18 protein-coding genes and 1 pseudogene are annotated in these 17,352 nt (G+C 61.8%); 7 read left to right on the top strand and 12 right to left on the bottom strand.

Translation table 11 applies throughout. The annotated features are described in order from the left end of the window. Window positions 1–4: 4 nt before the first annotated feature. Window positions 5–922 carry a flagellar protein MotY gene (locus UCMB321_RS20955; protein WP_040070343.1) on the top strand — a complete coding sequence of 306 codons (918 nt, stop codon included), beginning with the start codon at window positions 5–7 and terminating at the stop codon, window positions 920–922. Between the two features lie 129 nt (window positions 923–1,051). Next, a complete protein-coding gene (locus tag UCMB321_RS20950; RefSeq protein WP_040070342.1) occupies window positions 1,052–2,269 on the top strand; it encodes an argininosuccinate synthase in 1,218 nt (405 codons plus the stop codon). Between the two features lie 63 nt (window positions 2,270–2,332). Here the strand turns inward: UCMB321_RS20950 and UCMB321_RS20945 are convergent, their stop codons facing one another. After that, window positions 2,333–2,875, bottom strand: a complete 543-nt coding sequence (locus UCMB321_RS20945; protein WP_040070341.1) for a hypothetical protein — start codon at window positions 2,873–2,875, stop codon at window positions 2,333–2,335. Between the two features lie 902 nt (window positions 2,876–3,777). Here UCMB321_RS20945 and UCMB321_RS20940 point away from each other — a divergent pair. After that, complete coding sequence (locus UCMB321_RS20940; protein WP_040070340.1) at window positions 3,778–4,404, top strand: response regulator transcription factor; 627 nt, start codon at window positions 3,778–3,780, stop codon at window positions 4,402–4,404. Between the two features lie 196 nt (window positions 4,405–4,600). On the opposite strand, the gene UCMB321_RS20935 is transcribed toward UCMB321_RS20940, so the two are convergent. The 8 genes and pseudogenes from UCMB321_RS20935 to metG all read right to left on the bottom strand — a co-directional run bounded on the left by UCMB321_RS20935 (window position 4,601) and on the right by metG (window position 11,400). Next, window positions 4,601–4,780: a PA3496 family putative envelope integrity protein gene (locus tag UCMB321_RS20935; protein ID WP_040070339.1), complete on the bottom strand. Its 180-nt coding sequence runs from the start codon at window positions 4,778–4,780 to the stop codon at window positions 4,601–4,603. Between the two features lie 106 nt (window positions 4,781–4,886). Continuing rightward, window positions 4,887–5,525: an endonuclease III gene (gene nth, locus UCMB321_RS20930; RefSeq protein WP_040070338.1), complete on the bottom strand. Its 639-nt coding sequence runs from the start codon at window positions 5,523–5,525 to the stop codon at window positions 4,887–4,889. A 123-nt stretch (window positions 5,526–5,648) separates the two neighbouring features. Beyond that, window positions 5,649–6,254 carry an Rnf-Nqr domain containing protein gene (locus UCMB321_RS20925; protein ID WP_040070337.1) on the bottom strand — a complete coding sequence of 202 codons (606 nt, stop codon included), beginning with the start codon at window positions 6,252–6,254 and terminating at the stop codon, window positions 5,649–5,651. Beyond that, window positions 6,247–6,846, bottom strand: a complete 600-nt coding sequence (locus UCMB321_RS20920; protein WP_040070336.1) for an RnfABCDGE type electron transport complex subunit G — start codon at window positions 6,844–6,846, stop codon at window positions 6,247–6,249. Before UCMB321_RS20920 ends, UCMB321_RS20925 begins: the two co-directional genes overlap by 8 nt. After that, on the bottom strand, window positions 6,843–7,835 hold the full coding sequence (locus UCMB321_RS20915; protein ID WP_040070335.1) for an RnfABCDGE type electron transport complex subunit D: 993 nt from the start codon (window positions 7,833–7,835) through the stop codon (window positions 6,843–6,845). The genes UCMB321_RS20920 and UCMB321_RS20915 overlap by 4 nt, the downstream gene beginning before the upstream one ends. Before the next feature lies 1 nt (window position 7,836). Further along, window positions 7,837–8,655 (bottom strand): annotated as a pseudogene (rsxB, locus tag UCMB321_RS20910) (electron transport complex subunit RsxB); the annotation flags it as partial. Beyond that, window positions 8,652–9,236 (bottom strand): Rnf-Nqr domain containing protein, encoded by a 585-nt coding sequence (locus UCMB321_RS20905; protein ID WP_040070334.1) that lies wholly within the window; start codon window positions 9,234–9,236, stop codon window positions 8,652–8,654. The pseudogene rsxB and the gene UCMB321_RS20905, both read right to left, overlap by 4 nt. Window positions 9,237–9,348: 112 nt before the next feature. Beyond that, window positions 9,349–11,400: a methionine--tRNA ligase gene (gene metG, locus UCMB321_RS20900; RefSeq protein WP_040070333.1), complete on the bottom strand. Its 2,052-nt coding sequence runs from the start codon at window positions 11,398–11,400 to the stop codon at window positions 9,349–9,351. Window positions 11,401–11,538: 138 nt separating this feature from the next. On the opposite strand from metG, the gene apbC reads away from it, so the two are divergent. Beyond that, complete coding sequence (apbC, locus tag UCMB321_RS20895; RefSeq protein WP_040070332.1) at window positions 11,539–12,633, top strand: iron-sulfur cluster carrier protein ApbC; 1,095 nt, start codon at window positions 11,539–11,541, stop codon at window positions 12,631–12,633. Window positions 12,634–12,891: 258 nt separating this feature from the next. Here the strand turns inward: apbC and UCMB321_RS20890 are convergent, their stop codons facing one another. Next, entirely contained in the window at window positions 12,892–13,101 is a 210-nt protein-coding gene (locus UCMB321_RS20890; RefSeq protein ID WP_002554837.1) for a cold-shock protein, read from the bottom strand. Between the two features lie 375 nt (window positions 13,102–13,476). On the opposite strand from UCMB321_RS20890, the gene dcd reads away from it, so the two are divergent. The 3 genes from dcd to UCMB321_RS20875 all read left to right on the top strand — a co-directional run bounded on the left by dcd (window position 13,477) and on the right by UCMB321_RS20875 (window position 15,432). After that, window positions 13,477–14,043 carry a dCTP deaminase gene (gene dcd, locus UCMB321_RS20885; protein WP_040070331.1) on the top strand — a complete coding sequence of 189 codons (567 nt, stop codon included), beginning with the start codon at window positions 13,477–13,479 and terminating at the stop codon, window positions 14,041–14,043. Between the two features lie 108 nt (window positions 14,044–14,151). Next, on the top strand, window positions 14,152–14,376 hold the full coding sequence (locus tag UCMB321_RS20880; protein ID WP_040070329.1) for a hypothetical protein: 225 nt from the start codon (window positions 14,152–14,154) through the stop codon (window positions 14,374–14,376). A gap of 210 nt (window positions 14,377–14,586) precedes the next feature. Then, a complete protein-coding gene (locus UCMB321_RS20875; protein ID WP_040070328.1) occupies window positions 14,587–15,432 on the top strand; it encodes a transporter substrate-binding domain-containing protein in 846 nt (281 codons plus the stop codon). Window positions 15,433–15,450: 18 nt separating this feature from the next. On the opposite strand, the gene UCMB321_RS20870 is transcribed toward UCMB321_RS20875, so the two are convergent. Together UCMB321_RS20870 and UCMB321_RS20865 are read right to left on the bottom strand one after the other, a co-directional pair. Further along, window positions 15,451–16,215, bottom strand: coding sequence for an ABC transporter ATP-binding protein (locus UCMB321_RS20870; RefSeq protein ID WP_040070327.1), 765 nt, complete (start codon window positions 16,213–16,215; stop codon window positions 15,451–15,453). A gap of 7 nt (window positions 16,216–16,222) precedes the next feature. Continuing rightward, entirely contained in the window at window positions 16,223–17,341 is a 1,119-nt protein-coding gene (locus UCMB321_RS20865; RefSeq protein ID WP_040070326.1) for a succinylglutamate desuccinylase/aspartoacylase family protein, read from the bottom strand. Window positions 17,342–17,352 lie beyond the last annotated feature (11 nt).

Raw genomic sequence — 17,352 nt, 5'->3', positions numbered from 1 at the left:
TCCCGTGCGCCAGCGTTATTTAGCCTTGCTCAGTATGTTCGCCAGCCTGCCCGCCATGGCGCTGACTTTCCAGACCCGTCTGGAGAGCATCGAGTGGAAGGTGGAAGGGGACAAATTCGAGTGTCGGTTGAGCCAGCCGATCACCGACTTCGGCACCGGCGAGTTCGTGCGCCGGGCCGGCGAGCAGGTGACCTTTCGCCTGAAAGCCTACAACCACGTGCTGGGTGGCGGTTCGGCGACCTTGCTGGCGGCGGCGGCGCCGTGGCAGCCGGGGCGTGGCGACATCAATCTGGGCTCGGTGCAGATGGGCAACGGCGATGTGCTGTTCAACAGCTCTCAGGGCCAGGCCGGACGCCTGGTCAGCGGTCTGCTGGAGGGCCGTAGCCCGCTGGTGCGTCACTACTCGCGAGACGGTGGCCTGTCGGAAATACGCCTGCTGCCGGTGAAGTTCAGCAAGGCCTACAGCGACTACCAGGAGTGCACCGCCAAACTGCTGCCGAAGAATTTCGAGCAGGTGAAACAGGCGCAGATCGGCTTTCCCGGCACCGGCGTCGACCTCGATGCCCAGGCCAAGGCCGAGTTGCAGGTGATGCTCGATTTCATCAAGGCCGACCCGAGCGTCAACCATATCGAACTCGACGGGCATTCCGACAATGCCGGTAATCGCCTGGCCAACCGCGACCTGTCGCGCCGCCGGGCGCTGTCGGTCATGGACTTCTTCAAGGCCAACGGTATCCCCGAATCGCAGATCGTCATGCGCTTTCACGGCGAACGTTATCCGTTGGTGCCGAACAACAGTGCGGCCAACCGGGCGAAGAATCGCCGGGTCAATATCCATCTGGAGCGTGTCCCGGTGGCCGAGAAATCCGCGCCCGCACCTGTCCCCACCGTCAGCGTGGGGAATGCCGCGAAGACCTCCTGAAGCGGCTGTTTTCGTCGCCGTCTCGACATTATCTGTCGCTTTGCCGTCCTAAGCTGTCGCGCCTCTGTAAATTCACCGGTTTGAGCGGTAGAATCGATGCCTTTCCGTACAACCCCGTGGAGTGATGGCATGGCCGACGTAAACAAGGTCGTTCTCGCGTATTCCGGCGGCCTGGACACTTCGGTGATCCTCAAGTGGCTGCAGGATACTTATAACTGTGAAGTGGTGACCTTCACCGCGGACCTGGGTCAGGGCGAAGAGGTCGAGCCGGCACGTGCCAAGGCGCAAGCCATGGGCGTGAAAGAGATCTATATCGATGACCTGCGCGAAGAGTTCGTGCGTGATTTCGTGTTCCCGATGTTCCGCGCCAACACCGTGTACGAAGGCGAGTACCTGCTGGGTACCTCCATCGCCCGTCCGCTGATCGCCAAGCGCCTGATCGAAATCGCCAACGAAACCGGCGCCGACGCCATTTCCCATGGTGCTACCGGCAAGGGCAACGACCAGGTGCGTTTCGAACTGGGCGCCTACGCCCTCAAGCCTGGCGTGAAAGTGATCGCTCCGTGGCGTGAATGGGACCTGCTGTCCCGTGAAAAGCTGATGGATTACGCTGAAAAGCACGGGATCCCGATCGAGCGTCATGGCAAGAAAAAGTCCCCGTACTCGATGGACGCCAACCTGCTGCACATTTCCTATGAAGGCGGCGTGCTGGAAGATACCTGGACCGAGCACGAAGAAGACATGTGGCGTTGGACCGTCTCCCCGGAGAACGCGCCTGACAAGCCACAGTACCTGGAACTGACCTACCGCAACGGCGATATCGTCGCACTGGACGGCGTCGAAATGACCCCGGCCACCGTGCTGGCGACCCTGAACCGTATCGGTGGCGAACACGGTATCGGGCGTCTGGATATCGTCGAGAACCGCTATGTGGGCATGAAGTCCCGCGGCTGCTACGAAACCCCTGGCGGCACCATCATGTTGCGCGCCCACCGGGCCATCGAGTCGATCACGCTGGACCGTGAAGTCGCTCACCTGAAAGACGAGCTGATGGCCAAGTACGCCAGCCTGATCTACACCGGCTACTGGTGGAGCCCTGAGCGTCTGATGCTGCAGCAGATGATCGATGCGTCCCAGGTTCATGTGAATGGCGTGGTTCGCCTGAAGCTGTACAAGGGCAACGTGATCGTCACTGGTCGCAAGTCCGACGAGTCGCTGTTCGATGCCAACATCGCCACCTTCGAAGAAGACGGCGGTGCCTACAACCAGGCTGACGCGGCCGGCTTCATCAAGCTCAATGCACTGCGCATGCGCATTGCGGCGAACAAGGGCCGTCGGTTGTTCTGATCGGTTGTCGCTCTGAAAAGCCCTGGCCGATGGCCGGGGCTTTTTTTTGCCGTCGGGACGACATCATTCATCCCGGTTGTCGGTGCGGTGATTGAGTTCGAAGCGGTAGTTCTTGCCCAGTTCGCAGACCTGACGGAGGGTCAAGTCGAGCTTTTGCGCGATCTCGATGGCGGTGTAGCCGAGCGCGCAATAGTGCATGGCATGTCCGGCAATGGCATCTTGCGCGAACTCCGCCGTGGCCGTTTGCGCTGCCCGATATTTGCGCGTGAGGTGCAGCGAACGGCTTTGGACGATCTTCAGACCGTTTTCCCGCGCCATGCGCTTTATCTCACTCTTGTTCATCTTGAGGGAGTACTGGAGTGCGGAGATGCCCGCGCCCTTGGTAATCAGCTCGCGCAGCAGTTCGGTCTTGCGTGTTCTTTCCTGTTCCTCTTCCTCCGGCGCAGTGAGGTGATTGCCAGTCTCCACAAGGGCCTGGGCGCAAACGGGTCCCTGTACGCGATCAATGGTGCCGCCGCGTTTGAGGAAGTCGTCGATGGCCAGATCCAAGTCAAGATCCAGGTTTCTCTGCGGGGTGAGATGCTTTTTGAATGTGTGGTCGTTCATTATATATGGCCTGCTCGTCCGAGTCGTAGGATAGACCTTTGCTAATGTCGTTCGGTTTGATGAGTTGTATAAGTGATTGGTGTTGTTCGAAAGTATTGAAGCGGATCAGCAAGTAGCGAGTTTGCAGCCTGGAAAGAAAGGATCAAGAGAGAGGGTTTTGCTTTCGGGCTGTCATCTTGGAGTTGAAGGTAAGTGTTCTGGGCGGGGCGTAGTCCGTTTCCTGTTATTTTTATCGATCATGGATTGGAGTCTTTAAAGGGAGAGGGGGTGGCGATGGCGTTGACGGCCAGGGTTTATGGAAACTGCACAACTCAAGGTGAACCGTGTATTGATGGGCAGAGGGCGCGTATGAGTTGTCAAACGTTTCCGGCGACCCGGTATTAGAGTAAACGTCTTTTTGATAATGCCGTCCTTACTTATGTGTATGCCGGGAGGTTTTATGAAAATTTTCTCGACCGATCTCCGGCGCGGCGGCGTTGCATTCGGCTGCCAGCGCCGCTACGCCGGGCGTGACGGCGCACGGGCATGCCACGTGTCGAGAGGTGGCTTTGCAAGGGGTGGTCTCATTATTTCTTGTTGCAGAAATCCATTAGACACGCATCACCTTGCGTTCTAATGTTTGAATCTGCAAGGCGAGCCAAGATGATGTCGTTTTGCAGGAAGCCTTGATGAAATTCCCCGGGGATGGGGCGTTTATCCTGGGATGTATGTCTCTTGGAGTGCAGATTATCCTGATGGGAGTCGTACTTTTTATGAGGGTGCTTTTTTGTAGGGCAAATCTCTGTTGTTTGTAGGGAATGTCTTTGGCTGGTACTGCCCGGTGAAGGCGCTATGCCCAGGAGGGTATGACTAGGCTATTGTGCTGACTCTGAAAATTCGAACAGCGAAAATTGGACTTGCCCATGAATAAAGTGCTGATCGTGGATGATCATCCCGTCATTCGTCTTGCTGTACGTATGCTGATGGAACGTCATGGCTACGAAGTCATTGCGGAGACGGATAACGGTGTAGATGCTTTACAGTTGGCGCGGGAACATGCGCCGGACATTGTTATACTCGATATCGGGATCCCCAAGCTGGATGGGCTTGAAGTCATTGCCCGTCTAACGTCGATGGGGCTTTCTTTCAAAGTTCTGGTGCTGACCTCGCAGGCCCCCGGGCATTTCTCCATGCGCTGCATGCAGGCAGGCGCCGCCGGTTATGTGTGCAAGCAGCAGGACCTGACTGAAATGCTCAGTGCTATCAAGGCTGTGCTGTCCGGCTACAGCTATTTCCCCAATCAGGCGTTGCACACGGTGCGCTCCAGCCTGGGGAATGCCAGTGAAGCCGATATGGTCAACCGTCTCTCCGGTCGCGAGATGATGGTGTTGCAGCAGTTGGCGAGAGGCAAGAGCAACAAGGAAATTGCCGATGGTATGTTTTTGAGCAACAAGACTGTCAGTACCTACAAAACGCGCTTGCTGCTCAAGCTCAATGCCCGCTCACTGGTTGATTTGATCGAGTTGGCGCAACGCAACGGCTTGGTTTAACCACAGAGGCTTGGCAACAGAGGTCGGCAACGGAGAAGAAGGGGAGGAAGGAAGCAGGGAAGATGAGGAAAGCCCCTGGCATGTAGCCGGCAGGAGGGGGCCTGCGGTGTTGTATCGATGATGTTGCGCGTGACAACGACACCTCTAGAAACCGAAAAGCCTCCGCAAAGGAGGCTTTTGAGTGGGCGCGTGTTAATTACAAGTCAAAATCATAATCCGCCAATTGCTTCTGCAGGCGACGCTCTTCCAGCAGGTTGTCGATGGTGCGGCGCTTGCTGAGGTTGGTTTTTGCGACCTCAACCACGGGCTCGCTGTCCTCTGTTTCAGCGGCGATGAAGTCGTCCTCTACGTCCAATTGCTCTTTGTCGGTGCTCATAACATAACTCCGGGCTAAGACTGCCGTTGGCGCTCCTTATATCGATAATTGCCGGCCCGGTAAAAAAGATTTTTTCAATCGCCTGATCAATAAAGGTAATAGCGGCTCAATCGTCCGAAGTCTTGTCCTTGTAATCGCACAGGTCTTCGATCCGGCAACTGCCGCAACGCGGTTTCCGCGCCTGACAGACGTAACGCCCATGCAGGATCAGCCAATGGTGGGCGTCGAGCAGGTAGGGTTTGGGCACGAACTTCAGCAGTTGTTTCTCGACCTCCACCACGTCCTTGCCTGGCGCCAGGCCGGTACGGTTGCTGACCCGGAAAATATGCGTGTCGACGGCCATGGTCAGTTGCCGGAACGCGGTGTTGAGCACCACGTTGGCGGTCTTGCGACCGACTCCGGGCAGGGCTTCCAGTTCTTCGCGGGTTTGCGGTACCTCGCCCCCATGTTTTTCCACCAGCAGCCGGCAGGTCTCGATCACGTTCCTGGCCTTGCTGTTGAACAGGCCGATGGTCTTGATGTACTCCGACAATCCTTCGACCCCGAGGGCATGGATGGCTTGGGGAGTGTTAGCCACTGGAAAGAGCTTGGCGGTCGCCTTGTTCACGCCCACGTCGGTGGCCTGGGCCGAGAGAATCACCGCGATCAACAGCTCAAAGGGCGTTGAATAGGCCAGTTCGGTCTTGGGATCCGGATTGTCTTCGTGGAATCTGCGAAAGATCTCCAGGCGTTTGGCGGCGTTCATGGGGCGGTGGATTCCTTTAAGGTTGTACACGGCACCTGTAGGAGCATGGTTTGCCATTTCCAGCGAAGGCGTCCTCAAGGCCGCCAAAAGCTTCGCTGGCAAGCCATGCTCCTACAGGTTTAATTATGGGCCCAAGGGCGAATTCGGTTTGGCTGACCGGTGATGGCGCAAGGCCTGTCTGGCGGCCAGCAGCAGCCCCAGGAGAATGAACGCACCCGGTGTCAGGGTGGCCAGGCGCAATCCGTCTTGTGCGGCCCACAGGCGTGGCAGCTCGCTCACGGTCGGGACCAGCCAGCGCAGCTGACCCAGCAGCGTGCCGTTGCCCAGCAGTTCCCGTAGCGCCCCCATGAGCAGCAGTCCCGCCCCCAGGCTGGCGAGCAGCGCGGCGCTGTTGGCCAGGTTGCGACGCTCGAACGCCCCGAGGCGTTCCAGGAGCAGACATTGCAGGCTGAGCAGGGCCGGGTAGATACCCAGGGCCTGGTGCAGTTCCCAGGCCCGGGCCTGGAGGCCGAGCGAAAGGCAGCTGACCAGTGTGGCGGCCAGCAGGATACTGGCCAGCCCTCCCAGGTCCGGGTGAATCCAGGGCTTGAGTGTTCGGCTCGACAGGCCGTAGGCGCCGATCACGATCAGGCTCAGCAGCCACATCGAAAGCGCCTTGACCAGCGAGTCGCTGGCGCCGAGCAGCGGCGCCAGGACCAGTGTCCCCTGGAGCATCGCGGGTTTATTCATGGGCGGTCTTTCCGGTGAGCTGTGCCTGGTGTTCATCGAAGTAGCGCAGGGCGTCATGAATGGCATGGGTGGCAGCACGGGAGGTGATCGTCGCCCCGGCGATCTGGTCGAATTGGCCACCGTCTTTTTTCAGATTCCAGTCGGCATCGGGCGTATCCGCGCGGGACTTGCCCAGAAAGTGCTGCAACCAGGGGCTGCCCTGGTCGGCGATTTTCGCCCCCAGTCCGGGTGTCTCCGAGTGCGACAGGGTCTTGATGCCGAGCAGCCTGCCGTTCATGCCAATCCCGATCATCAGCTCCAGCGGGCCGCCGTAGCCCTGGGTTCGACTCTGCAGGACCACCGCGGTCGGTTGCCCGCCCTGGAGCATCAGGGTGCCGCCGAGCAGCAGGCTGTCGGGTTGCTGCGCCGCCTCCAACAGCAAGGGGCGGCTCTCGTATTGTCCCGGCGGCAGGACGTCGAGCAGCCTGCGGTTTTCGATCGCTGCCCTTTGTTCCTCGACGAGCGGCAGCGCCTGTTGCTGCGCCAGCCAGGTCAGGCCGATCCCGAGCCCGGCCACGGCCAGCAGGATGATTGCCGAGGCGGTTCTGTTCACGCGGTCGGTTCCTCCACGCGGCGGGCTGCCAGGCGTTCCAGGGACGGTACGGCCAGGTTCATCAACAGCACCGCGAAGGCCACGCCATCGGGGTAGCCGCCCCAGGTTCGGATCATGTAGGTCAGGCTGCCGGCCCCGATGCCGAACAGCAGGCGCGCCCTGGGGCTTCTGGCGCCGGAGACCGGTTCGGTGACGATGAAAAACGCACCGAGCATGGTGGCGCCGCTCAGCAGGTGAAACAGCGGCGAGCCGTGGGAGTCCGACCCGGACCCATTCCAGCACAGCAGGCTGAGGACAAACAGGCTGCCGAGCATGCCCAGCGGTGCGTGCCAACTGAACACTTTTTGCCTGAGCAGGAAGGCGCCACCGGCGAGAAACGCCAGATTGAGCCATTCGCTGCCCTTGCCGCCGAAATGTCCGAAGGCGGGGTTGCTGGTGAAGAGTTCGTCGAGGGTCAGGCTCTTGTTGATGCGCAGGGCGTCCAGCGCCGTGGCCGTGGCCCAGGCGTCCGGTTGCCCGGCGAGATGAATACCGAACACGGACTGCAGGCCGCCGAGCAGGTCCATGCCATGGTTGATCGACCAATGGGTCATGGGGCCGGGGAAGGTGACGAGGACCAGGGCATAACCGAGCATGGCTGGGTTGAACGGATTTTTCCCCAGGCCGCCGTACAAGTGTTTGCCGAACAGCAAGGCGCTGGCCGAGGCCGTGACGGTCAGCCACCAGGGGCAGTAGGGTGGCAGGGCAATGGCCAGCAGGGTGGCGCTGACCAGGGCGCTGCCGTCCATCAGCGCGGGGGCTACCGGGCGACGACGCAAACCCAGGGCCAGCGCTTCGGCCGCCAGCGCAGTGCCGCCGGCCAGCAGCAGGTTGATCAGGATGGCCCAGCCCTGGAGCCAGAGCAGCACCGCGATCCCCGGCAAGGTGGCGAGCAACACCCATTGCATGGCCTGGCGGGTGCGCTCATCGGGTCTTTCAGGTGGACGCATGGGCCTCCTCGGCGGCGCGCAGGGCCTGCTCCGCCGCCTCGAATTGCTGTTGCAGCTGCACCAGTTGCGCGGCCTGTTCGGCGATCGGCGGATGGCCGAAGGCTTTCAGCGATTTGTTCAGTTGCGCCCGGCTCATGGCCAGATCGATCTTGGCTTTTTTCAACGCGGCATCGGCGGCCGCGGCCTTCTGCGCCTTGATCCGCGCAATGGCGTCCTGCACCGGGTTGCTGGCGGCGACCGGCTCGGGTTGCGCTGCGCGTTGCGTACGGGCCAGGCGTTCAGCCTGCTTGCGCTGCTCTTCGGCGTGCAGCCGTGCGTTACGGCTTTCGAAGCGCCGGCGGGCATGATTGCGTTTCTCCGTGCGGGCCCTGAGTTCTTCGGCGCTGTGGGCCAGGCCGCCGACCACCGCTACGACCTGGGCCATGGGCAACGGATGCATCTCGATGCAATCCACCGGGCAGGGGGCGACGCACAGGTCGCAGCCGGTGCACTCGTCGATGATCACGCTGTGCATCCACTTGGCGGCTCCGACTATGGCATCCACCGGACAGGCCTGGATGCACTTGGTGCAGCCGATGCACTCGGCCTCGCGGATAAATGCGACCTGGGCCGGTGCGCTGCCGCGCTCGGGGTCCAGCGCCAGTACCGGCACCTGCAGCAGCTCGGCCAGGGCGGCAATGGTTTCGCCACCGCCCGGCGGGCACTTGTTGATCGCTTCGCCCCGGGCGATGCCTTCGGCGTAGGGCTTGCAGCCCGGGTGCCCGCATTTGCCGCATTGGGTCTGCGGCAGCAGGGCATCGATACGTTGAATCAGGCTCATGGTTTGACCAATGCAGTAAAACCGAGGAAGGCCAGGCCGATCAGGCCGGCACCGATCAGGTCGATCGGCAGGCCGCGAAAGGGCAGGGGGATATCCTCGTGGAGGGTGCGTTGTCGCAGGTCGCTGAACAGGCTCAGGACCAGCCAGAAACCCAGCCCGGCGCCCAGGCTCGTGGCGACTGCCCGGGCCAGCCCCTTGTCGTCGGCGGCGTTGAGCAGGGTCAGGCCGAGGATGCCGGCGTTGCCCAGCAGCAGGGGCGCGAGTCCGGCAAAGGGCAGGCGTGGCAGGCCGCGAGCAAGCACGCTCAGGACCGGGCCGACCAGCAAGACGCTGGTGGGCAGGAAGACGAACAGTTTCAAGGCCTCCAGGCCCTGGGGCACCAGCACGTAGTGGTAGAGCGTGTGACTGATCAGTGTGGCGACCAGCATCAGTGCGCTGGTGGCAATGCCCAGCGCATGGAGTGCAAGACGATCCCCGGACGTGGGTCGGGCTTGCAGCAACGGATCGACGCCCAGCGCCCAGTGCAACACGAAGTTGTTGAGCAGCGCAGCACTGACGAGGGGGGCAACAAGATCGATCATGGGTATGCCGGATTAGCGAACAAGGCTGATTATCCGGCAAGGAAGGACTGCGTACCAGTTTTGCAGCGTCGCGGACCACGATTGCACATGGCCCGCGAGCGGAGGGCGGTGCTTACTTGATCCGCTGGCCTGGCTTGGCGCCGCTGTCCGGGCTCAGCAGGTAGATTTCCTCACCGCCGGGGCCCGCCGCCATCACCATGCCCTCGGAGATGCCAAAGCGCATTTTCCGTGGCTTGAGGTTGGCGATCATCATGGTCAGGCGACCTTCCAGCTCGGCCGGGTTCGGGTAGGCGCTCTTGATCCCGGAGAACACGTTGCGTTGTTCGTCGCCGATATCCAGGGTCAGGCGCAGCAGCTTGTCCGCACCGTCCACGGCCTCGGCCTTGAGAATCAGCGCGACGCGCAGGTCGACGGAGGCGAAGGTGTCGAAGTCGATTTCGGCCGACAGCGGATCCTTGGCCAGTTCGCCATTGCCCTGGGACGCGGCGGAGCCGGTGTCGGTCTGGCTGGCGGCGAGGTCTTCCTTCGATGCGTCGGTCATGGCCTGGACCTTGGCCGGATCGATACGGGTCATCAGCGGCTTGAACTCGTTCAGTTGATGATCGGCGAGCAAGGTGGCGTGATCGTTCCAGGTCAGCGGCGCGACATTGAGGAACGCCTCGGCATCGGCGGCCAGCAGCGGCAGTACCGGCTTGAGGAAGATGATCAACTGGCGGAACAGGTTGATGCCCACGGCGCAGACGGCCTGGACTTCGTCCTGCTTGCCTTCCTGCTTGGCCAGGGACCAGGGCGCCTTGTCGGCGATCCAGGCGTTGGCGCGGTCGGCCAGCGCCATGATTTCACGCATGGCCCGGGCGAAATCCCGCGCCTCGTAGGCCTCGGCGATGCTCGGGGTGGCGGCCAGGAAGGCGTCGGTCAGTTCCGGCGCGGCGTTGCCGGCCACCAGCACACCGGCATTGCCCTTGTGGATGAAACCGGCGCAACGGCTGGCGATGTTGACCACCTTGCCCACCAGGTCCGAGTTGACCTTCTGCACGAAGTCTTCCAGGTTCAGGTCCAGGTCGTCGACGCCCTTGCCCAGCTTGGCCGCGTAGTAGTAGCGCAGGTATTCCGGGGACAGGTGGTCCAGGTAGGTGCGGGCCTTGATGAAGGTGCCGCGCGACTTGGACATCTTCTGGCCGTTGACGGTCAGGTAGCCGTGCACGTTGATGCCGGTCGGCTTGCGGTAGCCGGCACCTTCGAGCATCGCCGGCCAGAACAGGGCGTGGAAGTTGACGATGTCCTTGCCGATGAAGTGGTACAGCTCGGCCGTGGAGTCCTTGCCCCAGAACGCGTCGAAGTCCAGTTCCGGACGACGTGCGCAGAGGTTCTTGAAGCTGGCCATGTAGCCGATCGGCGCGTCCAGCCAGACGTAGAAGTACTTGCCCGGCTCATCCGGGATCTCGAAGCCGAAATACGGCGCATCGCGGGAGATGTCCCACTCCTGCAGGCCGGAGTCCAGCCATTCGGCGATCTTGTTCGCCACGGCGTCCTGCAGGGTGCCGCTGCGGGTCCAGCCTTGCAGCATGGCCTGGAAGTCCGGCAGCTTGAAGAAGAAGTGCTGGGAGTCCTTGAGCACCGGCGTTGCCCCGGAAATCGCCGATTTCGGGTCTTTCAGGTCGGTCGGGGCGTAGGTGGCGCCGCATTTCTCGCAGTTGTCGCCGTACTGGTCCTCGGTGCCGCATTTCGGGCAGGTGCCCTTGATGAAGCGGTCGGCCAGGAACATCTGCTTTTCCGGGTCGAAATACTGGGTGATCGAGCGCGTGGCGATATGCCCGGCGTCGCGCAGGCGGCGGTAGATCAGGCTCGACAGCTCGCGGTTTTCCTCGGCGTGGGTCGAGTGGAAGTTGTCGAACTCCACCAGGAAGTCGGCGAAGTCGCCGCTGTGCTCGACCTGGACGTTGGCGATCAACTGTTCCGGGGTGATGCCCTCCTTCTCGGCGCGCAGCATGATGGCCGAGCCGTGGGCGTCGTCAGCGCAGACGTAGATACATTGGTTGCCGCGGTGCTTCTGGAAGCGCACCCACATGTCCGTCTGGACATACTCGACCATGTGGCCAAGGTGAATGGAACCATTGGCATAGGGCAGGGCGCTGGTGACGAGGATCTGGCGTGGCTCGGACATGGGGCTCGGCTACTTGAAGTGAAACGGAGATCGGCCACTATAAAGCGCCGGGCGATTTATTTCACCTGCAAGGCGCCCGCGCCTCAGAACGGTTACGATAGCTGTCTGTTTTACTCAGTCTTTTTTCGGGAGTTGCCCATGAGCGCAGTCAATCGCGCAGCGGTGGAGGCCGTCCTTCGCCAGTACACCGACCCTTATCTGAACCAGGACCCGGTCAGCGCCGGCTGTGTGCGGGCCATCGACATCCAGGGCGATCGCGTCACGGTCCGGCTGGAGCTGGGTTATGCCGCCGGCCTGTTCAAGAGCGGCTGGGCGCAGATGTTGCAGATGGCCGTCGAAGGCCTGGACGGCGTGGCCTCGGCCAAGGTCGAGATCGATTGCGTGATTGCCGCCCACAAGGCCCAGGCGCAGATTCCGGGCCTGGCCAACGTGAAGAACGTGGTGGCGGTGGCGTCCGGCAAGGGCGGGGTGGGCAAGTCCACCACGGCGGCCAACCTGGCGCTGGCGCTGGCTCGTGAAGGAGCCCGGGTCGGCATTCTCGACGCCGATATCTACGGACCGAGCCAGGGCATCATGTTCGGCATCGCCGAAGGCACGCGGCCGAAGATCAAGGAACAGAAGTGGTTCGTACCCATCGAGTCCCATGGCGTGGAAGTGATGTCCATGGCCTTCCTGACCGATGACAACACACCGATGGTCTGGCGCGGTCCGATGGTCTCCGGCGCCCTGCTGCAACTGGTGACCCAGACCGACTGGGGCAACCTGGACTACCTGGTGATCGACATGCCGCCGGGCACCGGCGATATCCAGCTGACCCTGGCGCAGAAGGTCCCGGTGGCCGGCGCGGTGATCGTCACCACCCCGCAGGACCTGGCACTGCTGGATGCCCGCAAGGGCGTGGAGATGTTCCGCAAGGTGAATATTCCGGTGCTGGGTGTCGTGGAGAACATGGCGGTGCACATCTGCTCCAACTGTGGCCATGCCGAGCATCTGTTCGGTGAGGGCGGCGGTGAGAAGCTGGCGAGCCAGTATGGCGTCGAATTGCTGGCCTCGTTGCCGCTGTCGATGCTCATCCGCGAACAGGCCGACGGCGGCAAGCCGACGGTGATCGCCGAGCCGGACAGCCAGATCGCCATGGTCTATCAGGAGCTGGCACGGCACGTGGGGGCGCGGATCGTGTTGCAGGAAGCGGTCAGCCAGGCGATGCCGAATATCACCGTCAGCGACGATTGATACGAGAGGTTTGGGCGCCCCGCTGAATCAATGCAGGGCGCGGATCGTGTAGGAGCTGGCTTGCCGGCGATGGCGTTTTATCTGGCGATGGATATGTCGGCTGTTATATCGCTATCGCCGGCAAGCCGGCTCCCACAGGTTTTGTGTCGTATGGCTGATTGGCGTACGCCCCGATATCTCGCACACGGCGGCAAAAACACCCGGGCACAAAAAAGCCCCGCTGTTGAGGGCGGGGCTTTTTTACTGGATCAGTACAAGTTAGATAACTTGAACTTCTTCAGCTTGCATGCCTTTCTGACCGCGGGTAGCGATGAAAGAGACCTGCTGGCCTTCTTTCAGGCTTTTGAAGCCGTCGGATTGGATGGCTTTGAAGTGTACGAACAGATCGTCACCGGATTGTGGAGTGATGAAGCCGAAGCCTTTTTCATCGTTGAACCACTTAACGGTACCGGTTTGGCGATTAGACATTTGATGTCTCCTTGGACAAAGTTAACTGCGACTCAGGAAAAGCCCTGGCCGAGACTGAGTGCAAAGAGCAGGAAAAATTCTTGGAGATGGTTGGATCGAAATTCAACATCGTGTAGAGATTCTCAGTGACACAAGCAGCACAGTGGCGCCACCATACCCCACTTTCCGAGACGTGCCAATGGTCTTCACCCAGGTTTCGCCTATTTCATGACTGACGGCGGTACGCCGGGCTGTTGGCCCGGCTCAAAGGGCCGATTTGTCGGGCCTGTGCACGTTGTTACCGCGAGAAAAGACCGCGACGCTTTGAACCCGACGACGCGCCCCGGTAAGATGCCGGACAGAATTTCTCCACCTCGCTATTTCAGGACACCCGCCATGAGCATCAAATCGGACAAGTGGATTCGCCGCATGGCGCTAGAGCACGGCATGATCGAGCCCTTCGTCGAGCGCCAGGTGCGTGGCGAAGGCGCCGACCGGGTGATCTCCTTCGGGGTGTCGAGCTATGGCTACGATGTGCGTTGCGCCGATGAGTTCAAGGTGTTCACCAACATCAATTCGGCGACCGTCGATCCGAAAAACTTCGACGCGGGCAGCTTCGTCGATATCAAGAGCGACGTCTGCATCATTCCGCCCAACTCCTTCGCCCTGGCCCGCACCGTCGAGTACTTCCGTATTCCGCGCAACGTGCTGACCATCTGCCTGGGCAAGAGCACCTATGCCCGCTGCGGCATCATCGTCAACGTCACGCCGCTGGAGCCGGAATGGGAAGGCCACGTGACCCTGGAGTTCTCCAACACCACCACGCTGCCGGCGAAGATCTACGCCAACGAAGGCGTGGCGCAGATGTTGTTCCTGGAGTCCGATGAAGAGTGCGAAGTCTCCTATAAGGACCGTGGCGGCAAGTATCAGGGCCAACGTGGCGTGACCCTGCCGCGCACCTGACGAAGGGCGCTGAAAGAGGGCATTCCCGGGCGTACGGACACTCTATTATTAAAGAGACCGTCCCGGTTCGTGCAAGGCGAGCCGGGCTTCAACGCCCAGGAGAGCCCCATGAAGAACGATCCGCGCATCAGCGACTCACTGGCGAAACTTCGACCCAATCACGTGGGGCTGCTGGCCTGGTCGTTGCTGCCGCATCCGCATGCCCCGGTTGGCGGTATTCCGGGTATCCCCGGGCAGCCTGACCCCGATACGCCACAACCCGACGAACAGCCCCACCCGTACGAGCCCAACAAGCCATACGTTCCCGATGAGACGCCATCACCCGAGGACTGATGCCGATTGTGTCGCTACAAATGCGTACCTTTGTAGGAGCAGCCGGTCGACGCTTGATTGCTCCGGGCGGCGTTCCGACGATGGTCGTTAACGATGACGCTTGGTCCCTGATACTCCGCAGTGTCTGGTACTCCATCGCGAGCAAGCTCGCTCCTACAGAGGCTAGCGGTTAATCTGGAGCGGATGGATCCAGACCAGAAAGGACCGCTCATGACGTTCGCCATTCCCGTGTATTTTTCCCGTGCCCTGTTCGCCGGGCTGTTGCTGGCCGGCAGCGCCGTTGCCGCGCCGGAACCACTGGCGGGGAGCGCAGCCCCCCGGCAGGAGGCCACCAGCAGCCGACTCGACCGGATTGTCCAGCAAGGCGTGCTGCGCGTCGGCACCACCGGTGACTACAAACCGTTCAGCTACCGGAACGCGGACGGTTTTATCGGGCTGGATATCGAACTGGCCCAAGGGCTCGCGGCATCCCTGGGGGTGAAGCTGGAGCTGGTGCCGACCAGCTGGCCGACGCTGATGGGCGATCTGCAGGCCGACAGATTCGACCTGGGTATCAGCGGGATCTCGGTGAACATGGAGCGCCAGAAGTCGGCGTTTTTCTCGCAACCCTACCAGCGTGATGGCAAGACGCCGATCACCCTCTGTGCAAGACAGCAGGAATTCCAGACCCTGACCCAGATCGACCGTCCGGGTGTCACGGCCATCGTCAATCCCGGCGGGACCAATGAGAAGTTCGCCCGTGCCAACCTCAAGCAGGCGCAGATCCTGGTGCATCCGGACAACGTGACGATCTTTCAGCAGATCGTCGATGGCAAGGCCGACCTGATGATGACCGACGCGGTGGAAACCCGGGTGCAGCAGAAACTGCATCCCGAGCTGTGCGCGGTGCACCCGGACCAGCCTTTCGACTTCTCCGAGAAGGCCGTGCTGCTGCCCCGTGACATCGTGCTCAAGCAGTATGTCGACCAGTGGCTGCACCAGGATATGGAAAGTGGCCGCTTTGCCAAGCGCCTGGAGACATGGTTGGCCTATCCGTGGCCGGCGGCGCACGGCTGAGCGTGCGCCAGGGGAGGATTACTTCAGGTTGCCGCTGAGGAACTGACGTAGCCGCTCGCTCTGCGGATTGCCCAGCACGTCTTCCGGCGCGCCCTGTTCTTCCACCAGGCCCTGGTGCAGGAACAGCACCTGGCTCGAGACCTTGCGGGCGAAGCTCATTTCGTGGGTCACCATGATCATGGTCCGGCCTTCTTCCGCCAGCCCCTGGATCACCTTGAGCACCTCACCCACCAGTTCCGGGTCGAGGGCCGAGGTCGGTTCGTCGAACAGCATCACTTCCGGTTCCATCGCCAGCGCCCGGGCAATCGCCACGCGCTGTTGCTGGCCACCGGAGAGAAACGCCGGGTACTGACTGGCTACCCGGGCCGGCAGGCCGACCTTTTCCAGGTAGCGGTGCGCACGCTCCTCGGCCTCTTTCTTGCTCACCCCCAGCACCCGGCGCGGAGCCATGGTGATGTTTTCCAGCACGCTCATGTGGCTCCACAGGTTGAAGTGCTGGAACACCATGGCCAGGCGGGTGCGCAGGCGCTGCAACTCGGCGTCGTCGGCCACGCGCATGCCCTGCTTTTCGCTGACCATGCGGATCGGCTGGCCGTCGAGGCTCATGGCGCCGTCATTGGGCGTTTCCAGGAAGTTGATGCAGCGCAGGAAGGTACTCTTGCCCGAGCCGCTGGCGCCGATCAGGCTGATCACGTCGCCGGTCTTGGCTTTCAGTGAAACGCCCTTGAGCACCTGGTGTTCGCCATAGCTCTTGTGCAGGCCTTCAATGGTCAATTTGTACATGGGTACCTCAAGGAGAAAGTAGATAGCCGCTGCGATAGGCTTCGCGGCCGGCGACATGGGCAATCACCATGCCGGCGGTGGCCATGCGGCGCAGCGAGCGGGCGTAGAGCAGGCCCGCGCTGCTGCAATGAATCGGGGTGACGCTGTCGTTCAGCGGGTCGATGATTTCGGCGATCAGTTGCCCGGCTTCCAGGTATTGCCCAGGCAGGGCGCAGAACACCAGCAGGCCGCCCACCGGAGTGGCCACCGGCTCGACACCGGCCAGCGGCGTTGCCGGGTAAGGCAGCGCCGGCAAGGGCGCGGGCGAGCCCGCGATGGCGCCGAAGTGGGTCAGGTAGTCGAGGATCGCCTGGCAGTCGAGGCGCGCCTGGGGGTGATTCACATCGCCCTGGCCGCGCAGTTCCACGGTCACCGAGAAGCTGCCCTGGGGAATCTCGAAACGCTCGCCAAAGCGCTGTCGCAGGTCCCACCAGAGCAGGGTGAAGCATTCGTCGAACGACTGGCCGCCGGAGTCGGTCGCCAGGAGGTTGGCTTGCGAGCCGATGTAGCGGGCCAGCGGTTCAACCTGCGGCCAGGCTTCGGGCGTGGTGTACAGATGGGCCACGGCTTCGAAGTCGCAGTGCAGGTCCAGGACCATGTCTGCATCGCAGGCCAGCCGTTGCAGGGTCAGGCGCAGGGACTGCAACTGGGTCGCCGGCACCTCCGCCGCCAGGGCGGCCTTGAGCTGGCTGCGGATCAGTTGCAGGTTGTGCGCCGGATCGTCGTTGAGCTGCGCTTCGATGCGGTTGCCGATCTCATCGCTGAGATCGACGAACCAGCGGTTGAAGTTCTGCCCGCTTTCCAGCTCGTAGCGACCCAGCGGCACGTCCATCAGCACCTGTTCCAGGCCGACGGGGTTGGCCACCGGTACCAGCACGATTTCGCTGCGCAGGGCGCCGGCCTGTTCCAGCTCGGCCAGGCGCTGCTTGAGGTGCCAGGCCACCAGCATGCCAGGCAGTTCGTCGGCGTGCAGGGACGACTGGATGTAGATCTTGCCTGTGGCCTGCTCCGGCCCGAAATGAAAGCTGTGGATCTGCCGGGCGGTGCCCGGCAGGGGAGCCAGCAGCTCGTGAGTCAGATGACGCATGCTCAAGGGTC

Source organism: Pseudomonas batumici (assembly GCF_000820515.1).
GTDB lineage: Bacteria > Pseudomonadota > Gammaproteobacteria > Pseudomonadales > Pseudomonadaceae > Aquipseudomonas > Aquipseudomonas batumici.
This window is presented reverse-complemented; position numbering and strand designations above follow the sequence as displayed.